The sequence below is a fragment of the Streptomyces sp. NPDC079167 genome (genome assembly GCF_040686735.1).
Lineage (GTDB): Bacteria > Actinomycetota > Actinomycetes > Streptomycetales > Streptomycetaceae > Streptomyces.
Genome location: NZ_JBFBLO010000013.1, coordinates 125,107 through 142,423, shown reverse-complemented (window position 1 = coordinate 142,423; position 17,317 = coordinate 125,107). Strand labels below are relative to the sequence as shown.

General features: G+C 70.2%; 18 protein-coding genes. 17 read left to right on the top strand and 1 reads right to left on the bottom strand.

Annotated elements, in window-relative coordinates:
• Positions 1–374: 374 nt before the first annotated feature.
• From AB0P41_RS26295 to ffh, 5 genes are all read left to right on the top strand, one after another.
• Positions 375–1,850, top strand: a complete 1,476-nt coding sequence (locus AB0P41_RS26295; protein ID WP_365934498.1) for a hypothetical protein — start codon at positions 375–377, stop codon at positions 1,848–1,850.
• Between the two features lie 330 nt (positions 1,851–2,180).
• Positions 2,181–3,533 carry an ammonium transporter gene (locus AB0P41_RS26290; protein WP_365934496.1) on the top strand — a complete coding sequence of 451 codons (1,353 nt, stop codon included), beginning with the start codon at positions 2,181–2,183 and terminating at the stop codon, positions 3,531–3,533.
• Positions 3,530–3,868 (top strand): P-II family nitrogen regulator, encoded by a 339-nt coding sequence (locus tag AB0P41_RS26285; protein ID WP_014048583.1) that lies wholly within the window; start codon positions 3,530–3,532, stop codon positions 3,866–3,868. Before AB0P41_RS26290 ends, AB0P41_RS26285 begins: the two co-directional genes overlap by 4 nt.
• A 32-nt stretch (positions 3,869–3,900) precedes the next feature.
• Entirely contained in the window at positions 3,901–6,351 is a 2,451-nt protein-coding gene (locus AB0P41_RS26280; protein ID WP_365934494.1) for a [protein-PII] uridylyltransferase, read from the top strand.
• Between the two features lie 122 nt (positions 6,352–6,473).
• A complete protein-coding gene (gene ffh, locus AB0P41_RS26275; RefSeq protein ID WP_356713588.1) occupies positions 6,474–8,021 on the top strand; it encodes a signal recognition particle protein in 1,548 nt (515 codons plus the stop codon).
• Positions 8,022–8,089: 68 nt separating this feature from the next.
• On the opposite strand, the gene AB0P41_RS26270 is transcribed toward ffh, so the two are convergent.
• Positions 8,090–8,950, bottom strand: coding sequence for a methyltransferase domain-containing protein (locus AB0P41_RS26270; protein WP_365934492.1), 861 nt, complete (start codon positions 8,948–8,950; stop codon positions 8,090–8,092).
• 521 nt (positions 8,951–9,471) lie between these two features.
• Here AB0P41_RS26270 and AB0P41_RS26265 point away from each other — a divergent pair.
• The 12 genes from AB0P41_RS26265 to AB0P41_RS26210 all read left to right on the top strand — a co-directional run bounded on the left by AB0P41_RS26265 (position 9,472) and on the right by AB0P41_RS26210 (position 17,286).
• The gene (locus tag AB0P41_RS26265; RefSeq protein ID WP_003965961.1) at positions 9,472–10,065 is read left to right on the top strand and encodes a hypothetical protein; all 594 of its coding nucleotides are present in this window, start codon (positions 9,472–9,474) and stop codon (positions 10,063–10,065) included.
• Between the two features lie 155 nt (positions 10,066–10,220).
• Positions 10,221–10,661, top strand: a complete 441-nt coding sequence (gene rpsP, locus AB0P41_RS26260) for a 30S ribosomal protein S16 (RefSeq protein WP_356713593.1) — start codon at positions 10,221–10,223, stop codon at positions 10,659–10,661.
• A gap of 2 nt (positions 10,662–10,663) precedes the next feature.
• Complete coding sequence (locus AB0P41_RS26255) at positions 10,664–10,903, top strand: RNA-binding protein (protein ID WP_014153811.1); 240 nt, start codon at positions 10,664–10,666, stop codon at positions 10,901–10,903.
• A 115-nt stretch (positions 10,904–11,018) separates the two neighbouring features.
• On the top strand, positions 11,019–11,648 hold the full coding sequence (rimM, locus tag AB0P41_RS26250) for a ribosome maturation factor RimM (protein WP_356713595.1): 630 nt from the start codon (positions 11,019–11,021) through the stop codon (positions 11,646–11,648).
• A complete protein-coding gene (gene trmD / locus AB0P41_RS26245; RefSeq protein ID WP_356713752.1) occupies positions 11,648–12,469 on the top strand; it encodes a tRNA (guanosine(37)-N1)-methyltransferase TrmD in 822 nt (273 codons plus the stop codon). Before rimM ends, trmD begins: the two co-directional genes overlap by 1 nt.
• Positions 12,470–12,593: 124 nt before the next feature.
• Positions 12,594–12,944 (top strand): 50S ribosomal protein L19, encoded by a 351-nt coding sequence (gene rplS, locus AB0P41_RS26240; protein ID WP_033304056.1) that lies wholly within the window; start codon positions 12,594–12,596, stop codon positions 12,942–12,944.
• Between the two features lie 45 nt (positions 12,945–12,989).
• Positions 12,990–13,763: a signal peptidase I gene (lepB, locus tag AB0P41_RS26235; protein WP_365934489.1), complete on the top strand. Its 774-nt coding sequence runs from the start codon at positions 12,990–12,992 to the stop codon at positions 13,761–13,763.
• Positions 13,756–14,814: a signal peptidase I gene (lepB, locus tag AB0P41_RS26230; RefSeq protein WP_356713599.1), complete on the top strand. Its 1,059-nt coding sequence runs from the start codon at positions 13,756–13,758 to the stop codon at positions 14,812–14,814. The genes lepB (AB0P41_RS26235) and lepB (AB0P41_RS26230) overlap by 8 nt, the downstream gene beginning before the upstream one ends.
• The gene (gene lepB / locus AB0P41_RS26225) at positions 14,732–15,613 is read left to right on the top strand and encodes a signal peptidase I (protein WP_356713753.1); all 882 of its coding nucleotides are present in this window, start codon (positions 14,732–14,734) and stop codon (positions 15,611–15,613) included. Before lepB (AB0P41_RS26230) ends, lepB (AB0P41_RS26225) begins: the two co-directional genes overlap by 83 nt.
• Positions 15,614–15,662: 49 nt before the next feature.
• Positions 15,663–16,436 (top strand): signal peptidase I, encoded by a 774-nt coding sequence (gene lepB / locus AB0P41_RS26220; protein ID WP_356713601.1) that lies wholly within the window; start codon positions 15,663–15,665, stop codon positions 16,434–16,436.
• Positions 16,426–16,914, top strand: a complete 489-nt coding sequence (locus AB0P41_RS26215; RefSeq protein ID WP_356713603.1) for an NUDIX hydrolase — start codon at positions 16,426–16,428, stop codon at positions 16,912–16,914. The genes lepB (AB0P41_RS26220) and AB0P41_RS26215 overlap by 11 nt, the downstream gene beginning before the upstream one ends.
• Positions 16,915–16,977: 63 nt before the next feature.
• Positions 16,978–17,286 (top strand): DUF2469 domain-containing protein, encoded by a 309-nt coding sequence (locus AB0P41_RS26210; protein WP_003965949.1) that lies wholly within the window; start codon positions 16,978–16,980, stop codon positions 17,284–17,286.
• The last annotated feature ends 31 nt before the right edge of the window (positions 17,287–17,317 follow it).

The window sequence follows — 17,317 nt, the reverse complement described above, 5'->3', positions numbered from 1 at the left end:
GGACGTCCTCCGTCGCCGCCGATCCGCCGGAGCGCGGGGGTCGCGTCACGAGGGTGCGCGAGGTGCACCGCGCGCCCCTGAATGCTTCACTCCGCTCGCTGCTGATCGCGGCCTGTCAAGTGAATCGCGGACCGCGCCGAACGGGTTCATCCGAAGGGGTGGCGAATGGTGGCGTTTCCGCAACGGCCCTCGCCGCAGCGGTGATCGTGGGATTACCGTGGGTACTCGAAGCTGCAATTGCATCTGCAGTTGAGTATGCCGATGGCAATTCGCCGATCTGTTCGATGGGGCGCAACGGGCGTACGGGCAGCACCGGGGCGCGGCATTCTGATAGAGGTTCGCGCGACAGGTTTCAGCGGGATGGGGGCGTTCCAGTGAGTGGCAGCGGCGCAGGCGAGACGAATGCCGGAAAGCGCCCCAACGGGCCATTGGGATCGTGGTTCGTGCGGAGCGGCTGGTCGAAGGGCGAGCTCGCCCGCCAGGTGAACCGGCGTGCCCGCCAGCTCGGTGCCCACCACATCAGCACCGACACGTCCCGGGTGCGCCGCTGGCTCGACGGCGAGCAGCCCCGCGAGCCGATCCCGCGCATCCTCTCCGAGCTCTTCTCCGAGCGCTTCGGCACCGTCATCTCCGTGGAGGACCTCGGACTGCGCGCCGCCCACCAGGCGCCCTCGGTGGCGGGCGTCGACCTTCCCTGGGCCGGGCCCCAGACGGTCGCACTGCTCAGCGAGTTCTCCCGCAGCGACCTCATGCTCGCCCGGCGCGGCTTCCTCGGCAGCTCCCTCGCGCTGGCCGCCGGACCCACCCTCATCGAGCCCATGCAGCGCTGGCTGGTGCCAGTCATCCGCCAGGGGCAGCCGGAGCCCGAGCTGCCGACAGCGGAGAGCCGCCCTTCACGCCTCTCAGGCCCCGAGCTCGACCTGCTGGAATCCACCACGGCGATGTTCCGTCAGTGGGACGCCCAGTGCGGCGGCGGGCTGCGCCGCAAGGCCGTCGTCGGCCAGCTCCACGAAGTCACCGACCTGCTGCAGGAGCCGCAGCCCCAGGCCACCGCCAGGCGTCTGTTCCGCTGCGCGGCCGAACTGGCCGAGCTCGCGGGCTGGATGAGCTACGACGTGGGCCTCCAGCCCACCGCCCAGAAGTACTTCGTGCTCGCCCTGCACGCCTCGAAGGAGGCCGGTGACAAGCCGCTGGGTTCGTACATCCTCTCCAGCATGAGCCGCCAGATGATCCACCTCGGCCGGCCCGACGACGCACTCGAACTCATCCACCTCGCCCAGTACGGCAGTCGTGACTGCGCCACCGCCCGGACCCAGGCCATGCTGTATGCGATGGAGGCACGCGCCTACGCCAACATGGGCCAGCCGAGCAAGTGCAAGCGGGCGGTCCGGATGGCCGAGGACACCTTCGCCGACGCCGTACTCGACGACGAGCCCGAGCCCGACTGGATCCGCTTCTTCTCCGACGCCGAACTCCACGGAGAGAACGCCCACTCCTACCGGGACCTCGCCTATGTCGCCGGTCGCAGCCCCACCTACGCCTCGCTCGCCGAGCCCGTCATGACCCGTGCCGTCGAGCTCTTCGGCGAGGACGACGAGCACCAGCGGTCCTACGCGCTCAATCTGATCGGCATGGCCACCGTGCACCTCCTCAAGCGCGAGCCGGAGGAGTCGACGGTCCTGGCCACCAGGGCCCTGAAGATCGCCAAGAAGGTCAGGTCGGAGCGCGTCAACACCAGGCTCCGTAAGACCGTCGACACCGCTGCCAGGGACTTCGGTGACATTCCCGAGGTCGCCCGGCTCACCGACCTGCTCACCGAGCAGCTCCCGGAGACCGCCGAAGCGGTCTGACCGGCACTCCTGCCACCGGCCACGACGGCCGCCCCCGCACCACCCGACCCGGCTCCCCCATTGCCCGGTCAGCGGGGACCCGTCGTGGCCGGTTCACGTTCCCGGCCGCTCCGTATGCGGCGCAGGCAGCATGGTAGGCAGCACACCGGGCCCGACACCCCTGGTTCATCGGTACGTAACACGCGGGGCCCAGCCGTCACTGCGGTGAAACATCGTGCGGCATCCGTGGAAACCGCGCTGCGCGAATCTCATGGCGCATAACCGGCCCGCACCTTTTCACCGTGGTCCCGCACCCCCGCACGTGGCCGCACCGACGACGAGGAGACGCCGATGCCCCCAGGCATCACGACGCTTGCCGCAGACGCCCCGGAGCTGTCTGCCGCCAACACAGGGTTCATGCTCATCTGCTCCGCGCTGGTGATGCTCATGACCCCGGGTCTGGCCTTCTTCTACGGAGGCATGGTCCGCGTCAAGAGCACCCTGAACATGCTGATGATGAGCTTCATCAGCCTCGGGATCGTCACGGTCCTCTGGGTGCTCTACGGATTCAGCCTCGCCTTCGGCACCGACGTCGGCTCCGTCATCGGCTGGAGCTCGGACTTCGTCGGCCTCAGCGGAATCGGTGTGACCGAGCTCTGGGACGGCTACACCATCCCGACCTACGTCTTCGCGGTCTTCCAGCTGATGTTCGCCGTGCTCACCCCGGCCCTCATCAGCGGCGCCCTCGCCGACCGGGTCAAGTTCACCTCCTGGGCCCTCTTCATCACGCTCTGGGTCACCGTCGTCTACTTCCCCGTCGCCCACTGGGTGTGGGGCGCGGGCGGCTGGCTCTTCGAGCTGGGCGTCATCGACTTCGCCGGCGGTACGGCCGTCCACATCAACGCGGGTGCGGCGGCCCTCGGCGTGATCCTCGTCATCGGCAAGCGGGTCGGCTTCAAGAAGGACCCGATGCGGCCGCACAGCCTGCCGCTCGTCATGCTCGGTGCCGCCCTCCTGTGGTTCGGCTGGTTCGGCTTCAACGCCGGCTCATGGCTCGGCAACGACGACGGTGTCGGTGCCGTCATGTTCGTCAACACGCAGGTCGCCACGGGTGCGGCGGTCCTCGGCTGGCTCGCCTACGAGAAGATCCGCCACGGCTCCTTCACCACCCTGGGCGCCGCGTCCGGCGCCGTCGCGGGCCTCGTCGCGATCACCCCCGCGGGCGGTGCGGTCAGCCCGCTCGGCGCCATCGCGATCGGCATCATCGCCGGTGTCCTGTGCGCCATGGCCGTCGGCCTCAAGTACAGGTTCGGTTACGACGACTCGCTGGACGTCGTCGGCGTCCACCTCGTCGGCGGTATCCTCGGCTCCCTCCTCGTCGGCTTCTTCGCCACCGGCGGTGTGCAGTCCGACGCCAAGGGCCTCTTCTACGGCGGCGGACCCGACCAGCTCGGCAAGCAGGCCGTCGGAGTCTTCGCGGTCCTCGCCTACTCCCTGGTCGTCTCCGCGGTCCTCGCCCTCATCCTGGACAGGACGATCGGGATGCGCGTCTCCGAGGACGACGAGATCTCCGGCATCGACCAGGTCGAGCACGCCGAGACCGCATACGACTTCAGCGGCGCCGGCGGCGGCGCGGCACAGCGCACCACGGGACCGGCCCCCGGCACCCCGGCAGCCCCGACGAACAAGAAGGTGGACGCATGAAGCTCATCACCGCAGTCGTGAAGCCGCACAGGCTGGACGAGATCAAGGAGGCACTCCAGGCCTTCGGCGTCCAGGGCCTCACGGTCACGGAGGCCAGCGGTTACGGGCGCCAGCGCGGACACACCGAGGTCTACCGCGGTGCCGAGTACACCGTCGACCTCGTCCCGAAGATCCGTATCGAGGTCCTCGTCGAGGACGAGGACGCCGAACAGCTCATCGACGTGGTCGTCAAGGCCGCCCGGACGGGCAAGATCGGTGACGGCAAGGTCTGGAGCGTCCCGGTCGAGACCGCGATCCGCGTACGGACCGGCGAACGCGGCCCGGACGCCCTCTGACCCACGGTCCCTGTGAACGGAAAGGCAGCCGGGTGACGAGCACCGAAGTGACCACCGAATCCGAGGACTCGGGACCCAGCGGCTACGCGGCGGCCCGGCTGCGTCTTCTCAAGGGGAGGACGCGGTCCGGGCCGCCGCGCCGTGCGGCCCTGGCCCGGCTCACCGACGACTGGCTCACCGGGCTCTTCACCGCGTCCGCCGAGCGCGCTGGTGTCCGGGGCGCCGCCCTCGTCGCCGTCGGCGGATACGGGCGCGGCGAGCTCTCCCCGCGCAGCGACCTCGACCTCCTGCTCCTGCACGACGGCACCGCCGACTCCGCAGCGGTCGCCGCGCTCGCCGACGGCATCTGGTACCCCGTCTGGGACCTCGGCCTCGCCCTCGACCACTCCGTACGCACGCCCGGCGAAGCCCGCAGGACCGCGGGGGAGGACCTCAAGGTCCAGCTCGGACTGCTCGACGCGCGCCCCGTCGCCGGAGACCTCGGCCTCGTCGCCGGACTGCGGACCGCGATCCTCGCCGACTGGCGCAACCAGGCCTCCAAGCGCCTCCCCGCCCTCGACGAACTCTGCCGCGAGCGGGCCGAACGCATGGGTGAGCTCCAGTTCCTCCTGGAACCCGACCTCAAGGAGGCCCGCGGCGGCCTCCGCGACGCCACCGCCCTGCGTGCCGTCGCCGCGTCATGGGTCGCGGACGCGCCCCGGGAAGGGCTCGCGGAGGCCCGGCGCACGCTCCTCGACGCGCGCGACGCGCTCCACCTCACCACCGGCCGGGCCACCGACCGCCTCGCCCTCCAGGAACAGGACCAGGTCGCCGACGCCCTCGGCCTCCTCGACGCCGACGCCCTCCTGCGCCAGGTGTACGAGGCCGCCAGGACCGTCTCGTACGCCACCGACGTCACCTGGCGCGAGGTCAACCGCGTCCTGCGCGCACGCTCCGCCCGGCCCCGGCTGCGCACGATCCTCGGCGGCGCCAAGGCCGCACCGGAACGCACCCCGCTCGCCGAGGGCGTCGTCGAGGCCGACGGCGAAGTGGTCCTCGCGCGCACCGCCCGCCCCGAACGCGACCCCCTGCTCACGCTCAGGGCCGCCGCCGCTGCCGCCGAGGCCGGACTGCCGCTCTCCCGCCACCTCGTACGCCATCTGGGCACCGCCGCCCAGCCGCTGCCCGTGCCCTGGCCCGCCGAGGCCCGCGAGGAGCTCGTCACCCTGCTCGGTGCCGGCGAACCGACCGTGGAGGTGTGGGAAGCCCTCGAATCGGAAGGCATCATCACCCGCCTGCTGCCCGACTGGGAGCGGGTCCACTGCCGGCCGCAGCGCAACCCCGTCCACACCTGGACCGTCGACCGCCATCTCGTCGAGACGGCCGTCCGCGCCTCCCACCTCACCCGACGCGTCGGCCGTCCCGACCTCCTGCTGATCGCCGCCCTGCTCCACGACATCGGCAAGGGCTGGCCGGGGGACCACTCCGTCGCGGGCGAGGTCATCGCCCGCGACATGGCCGCCCGTATCGGCTTCGACCAGCAGGACGTGGGCGTCGTCGCCACCCTCGTGCGCCACCACCTGCTGCTCGTCGACACCGCCACCCGGCGCGACCTCGACGACCCCGCGACCGTCCGCTCCGTCGCCACGGCCGTCGGCAGCGCCTCCACCCTGGAACTCCTCCACGCGCTCACCGAGGCCGACGCCCTGGCCACCGGGCCCGCCGCCTGGAGCTCCTGGCGGGCCTCCCTCGTCGCCGACCTGGTCAAACGCGTCGCGGCGCTCCTGGCCGGCGAAGAGCCACCCGCACCGGAGCCGCTCGCCCCCAGCGCCGAACAGGAACGCCTCGCCGTCGAGGCGCTGCGCACCGGCGGGCCCGTCCTGTCCCTGCACACCCGGCCCGAGCCGGCCCCCGAGGACGGCGGACCGGAACCCGTCGGCGTCGAACTCCTCATCGCCCTGCCCGACCGCCCCGGCGTCCTGCCCGCCGCAGCCGGAGTGCTCGCGCTGCACCGCCTCACCGTGCGCGCCGCCGACCTGCGCGCCGTCGAGCTCCCCACCGAGATGGGCGAGACCGCCGGACTGCTGGTACTCAGCTGGCGGGTCGCCGCCGAGTACGGCTCGCTCCCGCAGGCCACCCGGCTGCGCGCCGACCTCGTACGCGCCCTGGACGGCTCCCTGGACATCCGGGCGAGGCTCGCCGAACGCGAGGCCGCCTATCCACGCAGGCGCGGGGTGAAGGCCCCGCCCCCCAGGGTCTCCGTGGCGGCGGCGGGCTCCCGCCTGGCCACCGTGATCGAGGTCCGCGCCCAGGACGCCCCCGGGCTGCTGCACCGGATCGGCCGGGCCCTGGAGCGCAGCGCGGTACGGGTGCGCAGCGCCCATGTCTCCACGCTCGGAGCGAACGCCGTGGACGCCTTCTACGTCACGGACGGCGACGGTGAGCCGCTGGCTCCGGAGCGGGCCGCCGAGGTGGCCGGGGAGGTCGAGAAGGAGCTGGGCTGAGCCCCCCGCCCCGGGCCCGTTCGTCACGAGAAACGGGCGAGGGCTTTGCGTTCTCCGGGGTCCGGATACCCTGGAGAGCGACTGACCTGCCACGCCCCCGACCCTGAGGACCGACGAGCGCCGTGTTCGATACTCTCTCCGACCGCCTTAGCGCGACTTTCAAGAACCTCAGGGGCAAGGGCCGCTTGTCCGAGGCGGACATCGACGCCACGGCTCGCGAGATCCGTATCGCCCTGCTCGAAGCCGACGTCGCCCTCCCCGTGGTCCGCGCGTTCATCGCCAACATCAAGGAGCGGGCGCGCGGCGCCGAGGTCTCCCAGGCGCTGAACCCGGCCCAGCAGGTCGTCAAGATCGTCAACGAGGAGCTCGTCGGCATCCTCGGCGGCGAGACGCGGCGGCTGCGGTTCGCCAAGAACCCGCCCACCGTGATCATGCTCGCGGGTCTGCAGGGTGCCGGTAAGACCACCCTCGCCGGAAAGCTCGGTCTCTGGCTCAAGAGCCAGGGCCACTCCCCGCTGCTCGTCGCCTGTGACCTCCAGCGCCCCAACGCCGTCAACCAGCTCAGCGTCGTCGCCGACCGCGCGGGCGTCGCGGTGTACGCGCCGGAGCCGGGCAACGGTGTGGGGGACCCGGTCAAGGTCGCCAAGGACTCGATCGAGTTCGCCAAGGCCAAGGTCCACGACATCGTGATCGTCGACACCGCCGGCCGCCTCGGCATCGACGAGGAACTGATGCGGCAGGCCGCGGACATCCGCGACGCCGTCAGCCCCGACGAGATCCTCTTCGTCGTCGACGCGATGATCGGCCAGGACGCGGTCAACACCGCCGAGGCCTTCCGCGACGGCGTCGGCTTCGACGGCGTGGTGCTCTCCAAGCTCGACGGTGACGCCCGCGGTGGTGCCGCCCTGTCGATCGCCCACGTCACGGGCAAGCAGATCATGTTCGCGTCGAACGGTGAGAAGCTCGAGGACTTCGACGCCTTCCACCCCGACCGCATGGCGTCCCGCATCCTCGACATGGGTGACCTGCTCACCCTGATCGAGCAGGCGGAGAAGACCTTCAGCCAGGAAGAGGCCGCCAAAATGGCCTCCAAGCTGGCGTCGAGCAAGGGCAAGGACTTCACGCTCGACGACTTCCTGGCGCAGATGGAGCAGGTCAGGAAGATGGGCTCCATCTCCAAGCTGCTCGGGATGCTGCCCGGCATGGGGCAGATCAAGGAACAGATCAACAACATCGACGAGCGTGACGTCGACCGCATGGCCGCGATCATCAAGTCGATGACCCCGAAGGAACGCGCCGAGCCGACGATCATCAACGGATCGCGCCGCGCCCGCATCGCCAAGGGCTCGGGTTCCGAGGTCTCCGCCGTCAAGGGCCTCGTCGAGCGGTTCTTCGAGGCCCGCAAGATGATGTCGAAGATGGCGCAGGGCGGTGGCATGCCCGGGATGCCGGGGATGCCCGGCATGGGCGGCGGCCCCGGCCGTCAGAAGAAGCAGGTCAAGCAGGCCAAGGGCAAGCGTAAGAGCGGCAACCCGATGAAGCGCAAGGCCGAGGAGCAGGCCGCGGCGGCCCGCCGCGAGCAGGCGGCGCAGGGTGGCGCGCTGGGTCTGCCCGCGCAGGAGGACAAGAACTTCGAACTCCCGGACGAGTTCAAGAAGTTCATGGGCTGACCGGCCAGGAACACGGACGAAGGGGCGCCCCGCCCGGCGGGGCGCCCCTTCGCTGTCCCTGACGACCGTTACGACACGCACACCAGGTAGCGGAAGACGTTCGGCATCCACACCGTGCCGTCGGGCCGCAGATGCGGATGCAGGGCCTCCGCGACCTCCTTCTCCACCTGGGTGCGGTCCGTCGCCCGTATGGCCGTGTCGAACAGCCCGGTCGACAGCAGCCCGCGCACCGCGCTGTCCACGTCCGCGTAACCGAACGGGCAGGACACCCGGCCCGAGCCGTCCGGCTTGAGCCCGGCCCGCGCCGCCACCTCCTCCAGGTCGTCCCGGAGCGCGGGCCGCCAGCCGCTCCCGGAGCGCGGGGCGCGCGCCGACTCCGTGAGCCGGGCCGCCACCCTCAGCACCGGAGCCGTGGCGCACCGCTCCGGCGGCCCCCAGCCGGCCAGCACCACCGTGGCCCCCCGCACGGCCAGCGGTACGGCGGAGGCGAGAGCGGGCGCGAGCCCCTCGGAGTCCCCGGCCGCGCAGCCGATCGGCTGGAAGGCGGTCAGCAGGTTGTACGGCGCGCCGCCGTCGGGGACGGCCGCCGGAACGCTGTCGACGAGCCGCGCCCGCGGCTCCGTACGGCCCGCGTCCTGCCCCGGGCCGGAGGCGAGGCGCTCGCGGGCCAGGGCGAGCCGTTCGTGGTCGGAGTCGACGCCGGTGACGCGTGCCCCGCGTGAGGCCGCGATCAGCAGCGCAAGCCCGGAACCGCAGCCGAGGGAGAGCATCCGCGTACCGCCTCCGACTTCGAGGCGCTCGTACACCGCCTCGTAGAGCGGTGCCAGCATGCGCTCCTGGATCTCGGCCCAGTCACGGGCGCGGGTACCGGCGTCCACCGGGGCGGACGAATCCGCGTACCTGTGGTGCCGGACGAGCGTAGGTGTCATGGAATGCGCCCCAATCCGCCGTGAGGTCGGTCGTGCCCGAGTGAGGTCCCCCATGTCTATGTGCTGTGTGTGTGCGCCCACAGCCCCCGTATGTCAGAGAACTCCGCATCGGCGGTCCCGTCCAGAGGTGGGACGGGGTGGGATGGCTTTGCTCGCGTGCTCCGGCCGTGCGCCCCCGGGCGCGCCTTTGCGGACGCGGGCGCCGGGAACAGCACGCCTGCTGCTCGCTTCCTCACAGTCTTACCCGACACGCGGGGCGCAGCACGTCGAGCGCCCCGGCCGCCGGTCACGACCGGTGTGCGGCCGCCGCTCCGTGCCGGGTACTGTCACCCGCGGGGCGTCCGTCCACGCCGGTGCGTACGCGTTGCTACGTACCGGCTTGGTGCGAGCTGTGAGGCTTCTCCGCTGATCTGCGCACCCGCCCTCGTCCGGACGCATCAAGGGCAACTGACTGGTACGTGCAAATTATTTGAGATGCCCCGGAATAGGAACACCGGAGCACTCAGGCTCGTTGTCACGACGTGAGCACGACACCACCTGTACTTGCCGCAGAGCTGGCACAGGCGTGGGCCGACATTCAGCGGTACCACCCCGAGCTGCCCGATCTAGCCGCGCCAGAGTCCCTGATCGGAGAGTCCTCGTCCGCCTGTGGCGCCGAGCTCTCCTTCGAACGACTGCTCCATGAGGCAGTCCACGGCATCGCTGCCGCGAGAGGTGTCCGGGACACCTCCCGGGCCGGCCGCTACCACAACCGACGCTTCCTCGCGATCGCCGAGGAGCTGGGCCTCGATCACGCCGAGGAACCCCACCCCAGCAGCGGATTCTCGCTGGTGACGCTGAATCCCGAGGCCAAACGCAGATACCGCCCGACGACCGAACGGCTGCAGCGGGCGCTCAAGGCGCACACCGTGGCCACCGCGGCGGACACCAAGCGCTCGTTCCGCGGTCCCGCCGCGCGGCACGGCTCGTCCGGGGGAGGGGTGCGGGTCAAGGCCGTCTGTGACTGCGGGCGCAACGTCCGTGTCGTTCCCTCCGTCCTCGCGCAGGCCCCGATCGTCTGCGGTGGCTGCGGCAAGCCCTTCCGTATCCCGGAAGCGGCGGTCGCGGTGGGGTGACCCGACGCGGTGTGGCACAATGGGTCGCTGTACTCGACAGTCGCACAGGACCCCTCTCTCCTCCGGCTGACGCGTCCATCGGGCACCCGAGTACCGCAACCCCACGTGGCATCTTTTGTGCCCAACCACGTCAGAGACCAGGAGACACCACTTCCGTGGCAGTCAAGATCAAGCTGAAGCGTCTGGGCAAGATCCGTTCGCCTCACTACCGCATCATCGTCGCCGACTCCCGCGTCCGCCGTGACGGCCGGGCCATCGAGGAGATCGGTCTGTACCACCCGGTGCAGAACCCGTCCCGCATCGAGGTCAACTCGGAGCGCGCGCAGTACTGGCTGTCCGTCGGCGCCCAGCCGACCGAGCCGGTCCTCGCGATCCTGAAGCTCACCGGTGACTGGCAGGCCCACAAGGGCCTCCCGGCCCCCGCGCCGCTGCTGCAGCCGGAGCCCAAGGCTGACAAGCGCGCCCTGTTCGAGGCCCTGGCCACGGACGGCGACGAGGCCAAGGGTGAGGCCATCACCCAGAAGGCCAAGAAGTCGGACAAGAAGGCGGACGAGGCGGCTGACGCTGCCGCGTCCACCGAGTCGACCGAGGCCTGAGCATGCTCGAGGAGGCTCTTGAGCACCTCGTGAAGGGCATCGTCGACAACCCCGACGATGTGCAGGTCGCCTCGCGTGACCTGCGCCGTGGACGCGTTCTCGAGGTCCGGGTTCACCCCGACGACCTCGGCAAGGTGATCGGCCGCAACGGCCGCACCGCACGCGCCCTGCGTACCGTCGTGGGTGCCATCGGCGGCCGTGGAATCCGTGTCGACCTCGTCGATGTGGACCAGGTTCGCTGAAAGAGTTGAACACCGGCCGGGGCCGGGGAGGGCTTTCGAGCCGTCCCCGGCCTTTGTCGTCCGTACACCTCAGGTCGTCCGTACACCTCAGTAAGAGAACACCGGGAGAAGTAGCGTGCAGTTGGTAGTTGCGCGGATCGGTCGCGCCCATGGCATCAAGGGCGAGGTCACCGTCGAGGTGCGCACCGACGAGCCCGAGCTCCGGCTCGGGCCCGGGGCCGTACTGGCCACGGAGCCCGCCCATGCCGGGCCGCTGACGATCGAGACCGGCCGGGTGCACAGCGGCAGGCTGCTGCTGCGGTTCGAGGGCGTGCGCGACCGTACGGCCGCCGAGGCGCTGCGCAACATCCTGCTGATCGCCGAGGTCGACCCGGCGGAACTGCCCGAGGATCCCGAGGAGTTCTACGACCACCAGCTGATGGACCTCGACGTCGTCCTCACCGACGGCACGGAGATCGGCCGCATCACCGAGATCACGCACCTGCCGTCGCAGGACCTGTTCATCGTGGAACGGCCGGACGGCAGCGAGGTGATGATCCCGTTCGTCGAGGAGATCGTCACCGAGATCGACCTGGAGGAGCAGCGGGCCGTCATCACGCCGCCGCCGGGTCTGATCGACGAGAGCGAGGCCGTGATCGCCTCCGCGCGCGACGAGGACGCCCCCCGCGACGAGGACGTCTCCACCCGCGACGAGGACGGCTCCGAGAGGGGCGCGGCGGACGACGGCGGGAAGGGCGACGCGTGATGCGGCTCGACGTCGTCACGATCTTTCCCGAGTACCTGGAACCCCTGAACGTCTCGCTCGTCGGCAAGGCGCGCACCCGGGGACGCCTCGACGTACACGTCCACGACCTGCGCGACTGGACGTACGACCGGCACAACACGGTGGACGACACCCCTTACGGCGGCGGCCCCGGCATGGTCATGAAGACGGAGCCCTGGGGTGACGCCCTGGATGATGTGCTGGCCGGCGGGTACGAGGCCGGGGCGCACTCCCCGGTGCTCGTGGTGCCCACGCCCAGCGGCAGGCCCTTCACCCAGGAACTGGCCGTCGGGCTCTCGGAACGGCCGTGGCTGATCTTCACCCCCGCCCGCTACGAGGGCATCGACCGCAGGGTGATGGACGAGTACGCGACCCGGATGCCGGTCATCGAGGTGTCCATCGGGGACTACGTCCTCGCGGGCGGGGAAGCCGCGGTCCTGGTGATCACCGAGGCCGTGGCCCGGCTGCTGCCCGGGGTGCTCGGCAACGCCGAGTCGCACCGCGACGACTCCTTCGCGCCCGGGGCCATGGCCGACCTGCTCGAGGGGCCGGTCTACACGAAGCCCCCCGAGTGGCGCGGACGCGGTATCCCCGAGGTGCTGCTGAGCGGCCACCACGGCCGGATCGCGCGCTGGCGCCGGGACGAGGCCTTCCGCCGTACCGCTGCCAACAGGCCCGACCTGATCGAGCGTTGCGAGGCCTCGGGTTTCGACAAGAAGGACCGCGAGATGCTCTCCATCCTCGGCTGGTCCCCGGGGCCCGACGGGCGATTTTGGCGCAGGCCCGAGGCCGTGGAAGAATAGGCCCGCTGTACGTCCGGCGTGCGCCCCTGCCACAGGGGGAAAGACGCCCGCCCGATGTGATCAGCATCCGAACTTCACTCTCTCCCGTCGATGACCTGTGGCATCGGCGAAGAAAGCAGACAACATGACTTCCCTGCTCGATGGCGTCAACGCCGCCTCGCTCCGTACCGACCTCCCGGCGTTCCGCCCGGGTGACACGGTCAACGTCCACGTGCGCGTGATCGAGGGCAACCGCTCCCGTATCCAGCAGTTCAAGGGCATTGTCATCCGTCGCCAGGGCTCGGGCATCAGCGAGACCTTCACGGTCCGCAAGGTCTCCTTCAGCGTCGGCGTCGAGCGCACCTTCCCGGTGCACAGCCCGATCTTCGAGAAGATCGAGCTCGTCACCCGCGGTGACGTCCGTCGCGCCAAGCTGTACTTCCTCCGTGAGCTCCGCGGCAAGGCCGCGAAGATCAAGGAGAAGCGCGACCGCTGATTCACCTCCGGCGTCCACAGCGCGGCCGGATAGGATTCGGCCCCGATGGACACGGAAGCACAGCACATGGAGCGCGATCTCTCCTCCGGCCCCGCAGAAGGGGCGGAGGAGGGGTCGCGCTCCACGCATGTCCGGGACCGGCCGGCCGGGTCGGTCACCTGGGGGCGGACCGTCTTCCTGGGCATGCTCTGCACGGTCGCCCTGCTGCTCTTCAGCGCCTTCGTGCTGCAGCCCTTCCTCATCCCCAGTGGCTCGATGCAGCCCACGCTGCGCGTCGGGGACCGGGTCCTCGTCAACAAACTGGCGTACCGTTTCGGCTCGGAGCCCCGGCGCGGCGACGTGGTGGTCTTCGACGGCACCGGGTCCTTCGTACAGGAGACCGCGTCCGGCGGGAACGCCCTCGGTGTGCTGCTGCACGGTGCGGCCGCGTCCCTGGGACTGGCCGAACCCGCCGGGTCCGACTTCGTGAAGCGGGTGGTGGGCGTGGGGGGCGACCGTGTGGTCTGCTGCGACAAGCGGGGGAGGCTCGAGGTGAACGGCGCTCCGGTGGACGAGGAGTACCTGTACCCGGGTGATCGCCCGTCCGACGTCTCCTTCGACATCGTCGTGCCCGACGGCAGGCTGTGGGTGATGGGCGACCACCGCAGCAACTCGCGGGACTCCCGGGACCACCTGGGGGAGCCGGGGGGCGGCATGGTGCCCGTGGAGCGGGTGACAGGGCGGGTCGACTGGCTCGGCTGGCCGCTCGGCAGACTCGGCTCCCTGGAGGGCACCGACGCCTTCACGGGCATACGGCCGGCGGACGCGGCTCATGGGTAACAGGGGGCGCGGGCGGGGAGTGCCGGACAACGGCGCGCCGCTGCCCACCGGACCGGGGCCCGCCACCGGCCGCTCACTGCCCACGCGGGCGGAGCGCCGCAAGCTGGCCCGTAAGGTGAAACGCCGCCGGCGCCGGTCCGCGATCAAGGAGATACCCCTCCTCGTCCTGGTCGCGCTGCTGATCGCGCTCGTACTCAAGACCTTCCTCGTCCAGGCCTTCGTGATCCCCTCCGGGTCGATGGAGCAGACCATCCGGATCGGCGACCGGGTGCTGGTGGACAAGCTGACGCCCTGGTTCGGCTCCGAACCGCAGCGCGGTGACGTGGTCGTCTTCAAGGACCCGGGCGGCTGGCTGCAGCAGGAGGCCGCAGCCGCCGAGGAACCGCCCGCCGGCGTCAAACAGGTCAAGGAACTGCTGACCTTCATCGGACTGCTGCCCTCGGAGGACGAGCAGGACCTGATCAAGCGCGTGGTGGCCGTCGGAGGCGACACCGTGAAGTGCTGCGGCGCCGACGGCAGGATCACGGTCAACGGCGTGGGGCTCGACGAGCCGTACCTGAATCCCGGCGACGTGCCCTCCACCCTCAAATTCGAGGTAAAGGTTCCCGAGGGCCGCATCTTCGTGATGGGCGACCACCGGTCGAATTCCGCAGACTCGCGATTCCATCTCGACAAGCCGGGGAACGGCACTGTCTCCGAGGACGAGGTGGTGGGCCGGGCCGTGGTGATCGCCTGGCCCTTCGGCCATTGGCGCAGGCTGGAAGAGCCCGGAACGTATGCCTCCGTTCCTGAGGGGGGCGCCGGAGCGACCGCTGCGAAGGCCCCGTCGAATAGTGTGTCCTCCCAGGATCGCAACGGAATGGTCCTGCTCCCGACCCCTGCGGAACTCCCGCTCGTTATGGGAGTGGTGGGCCTGCGCCGAATCGGGCGCGGGCGGTGGCACGGAGTGAGGAGTGGATGTGGGGGATTTGGCGGTCGGCGCACGATCCGGACACGACGAACCCGAGGACCGGCCTTCGAGCGACGGGGTCCCGGTGGAGGCGGAGAGTGACGGCACGTCCCCGGGCGGTGGCAGTTCGGCGGTGAAGAAACCCCGTTCGTTCTGGAAGGAGCTGCCGCTCCTCATCGGCATCGCGCTCGTTCTCGCGCTGTTGATCAAGACGTTCCTGGTACAGGCCTTCTCGATCCCCTCGGACTCCATGCAGAACACCCTGCAGCGGGGTGACCGGGTGCTGGTCGACAAGCTGACCCCTTGGTTCGGTTCGGAGCCTGAGCGTGGAGAGGTCGTGGTCTTCCACGACCCGGGCGGCTGGCTGGAGGACACCGCGACGCCCGAGCCCAACGCGGTGCAGAAGTTCCTGAGCTTCATCGGACTGATGCCGTCCGCAGAGGAGAAGGACCTGATCAAGAGGGTCGTGGCCGTCGGCGGCGACACGGTCCAGTGCAAGAAGAACGGCCCGGTGACGGTCAACGGCAAGGCGCTGGACGACAAGTCGTTCATCTTCGAGGGCAACAGCGCCTGCGACGACGAGCCGTTCGGGCCGATCCATGTGCCCGAGGGCCGGATCTGGGTGATGGGGGACCACCGGCAGAATTCGCTGGACTCCCGTTACCACCAGGAGCTTCCCGGCCAGGGCACGGTTTCCACGGACGAGGTGGTCGGACGGGCCGTGGTCGTGGCGTGGCCCATCAACCGCTGGGCGACGCTTCCGGTGCCGAAGACGTTCGACCAGCCCGGGCTGAACGCGGCCGCCTCGGCGGCGGTCCCCGGAGCACTCGGTGTAGCCGGGGCGCTGCCCCTCGTGTTCTGGCGTCGCCGCAGGCTGACCCGCGGGCATACCGCCGGGTAGGGTGCCGCTCGGATCAGCGATTGTCGATCTCCGATGGGGGAGCGCTGGGATGAGTGGATCAGAACGTGACGACGGCCGCGGCCGGCTCGGCAACGTGTTGTCGAACCTGGCCGTGGCCGTCGGCTGTGTGCTCTTCCTCGGCGGTTTCGCCTGGGGAGCGGTGGTGTACAAGCCGTACACCGTGCCGACCGACTCGATGACGCCGACCGTGAACGCCGGCGACCGGGTCCTCGCGGAGCGGATAGAAGGCGGCGACGTGCGGCGCGGAGACGTGGTCGTCTTCAGCGACTCGACGTGGGGTGATGTGCCCATGGTGAAGCGGGTCGTGGGCGTCGGCGGCGACAAGATCGCCTGCTGTGACAAGGAAGGCCGGCTCACCGTCAACGGCAAGCCGATCGAGGAACCGTATCTGCGCGCCGAGGGCGCCTCGTCCCTCATCCCGGCGGGCGGGGACGCCCCGGCCTCGCCCCAGAACTTCACGGCCGATGTGCCCGAGGGCCAGCTCTTCCTCCTCGGGGACGAGCGCAGCACCTCCATGGACTCCCGGGTGCACCTGGAGGAACCGGGACAGGGCTCGGTGCCGCGTAGCGCCGTCCAGGCGCGGGTGGACGCCGTCGCCTGGCCCTTGAACGGCATGATCGGCCGCCCCGACGCCTTCGCGTCCCTGCCCGGCGGCGTGTCCTCCGAGGGACCGCTGCCGTTGCAGCTGGGTGCTCTCGTGGTGGGGTTGGTGCTCATCCTGGGAGGAGCCGCCTACGGCCCGCTGTCGGCGCGTTCCGCGCGGGCGGGCAAGAGGCCGAAGGTGTCCGCCGGTGCTCGCTGAGGCACGCAAGGTCGCCCGGGTGGTGCTCCTGGACCCGGACGACCGGATCCTGCTGCTGCACGGCTTCGAGCCCGCCGACCCGGCCGAGAGCTGGTGGTTCACCCCGGGCGGCGGCCTGGAGGGCGACGAGACCCGCGAGGAGGCCGCCCTGCGTGAGCTCGCCGAGGAGACCGGGATCACGGATGTCCGCCTCGGTCCCCTGCTGTGGACGAGGGCCTGCTCCTTCCCGTTCGACGGGCGGCGCTGGGACCAGGACGAGTGGTACTTCCTCGCCCGTACGTCGCAGACCGCGACCGACCAGAAGGGGCTCACCGAGCTGGAGCTGCGCAGTGTCGCCGGTCTGAGGTGGTGGACTTCCGCCGAACTTCTCGCCACGCGTGAGACGGTGTACCCGACCAGGCTCGCCGGGCTGCTGCGCACGCTGCTCGACGAGGGTCCCCCGAGTGTTCCGCTGGTTCTCGCCCCCGAAATCGTCTAATCGGCCAGGGGTGCGTGGGACTGACGCACAATAGGGGGACGCACGGCTGAAGGGGAACATGCCATGAGTGCCGAGGACCTCGAGAAGTACGAGACCGAGATGGAGCTGAAGCTCTACCGGGAGTACCGCGATGTCGTCGGTCTGTTCAAATATGTGATCGAGACCGAACGGCGCTTCTACCTCACCAATGATTACGAGATGCAGGTGCACTCGGTCCAGGGTGAGGTCTTTTTCGAGGTTTCCATGGCGGATGCGTGGGTCTGGGACATGTACAGGCCCGCCCGGTTCGTCAAGCAGGTCCGCGTGCTGACGTTCAAGGACGTGAATATCGAGGAGCTCAACAAGAGCGATCTCGAACTTCCGGGCGGCTGATCCCGGCGTGCTCCCCCGATATCCCGGTTCA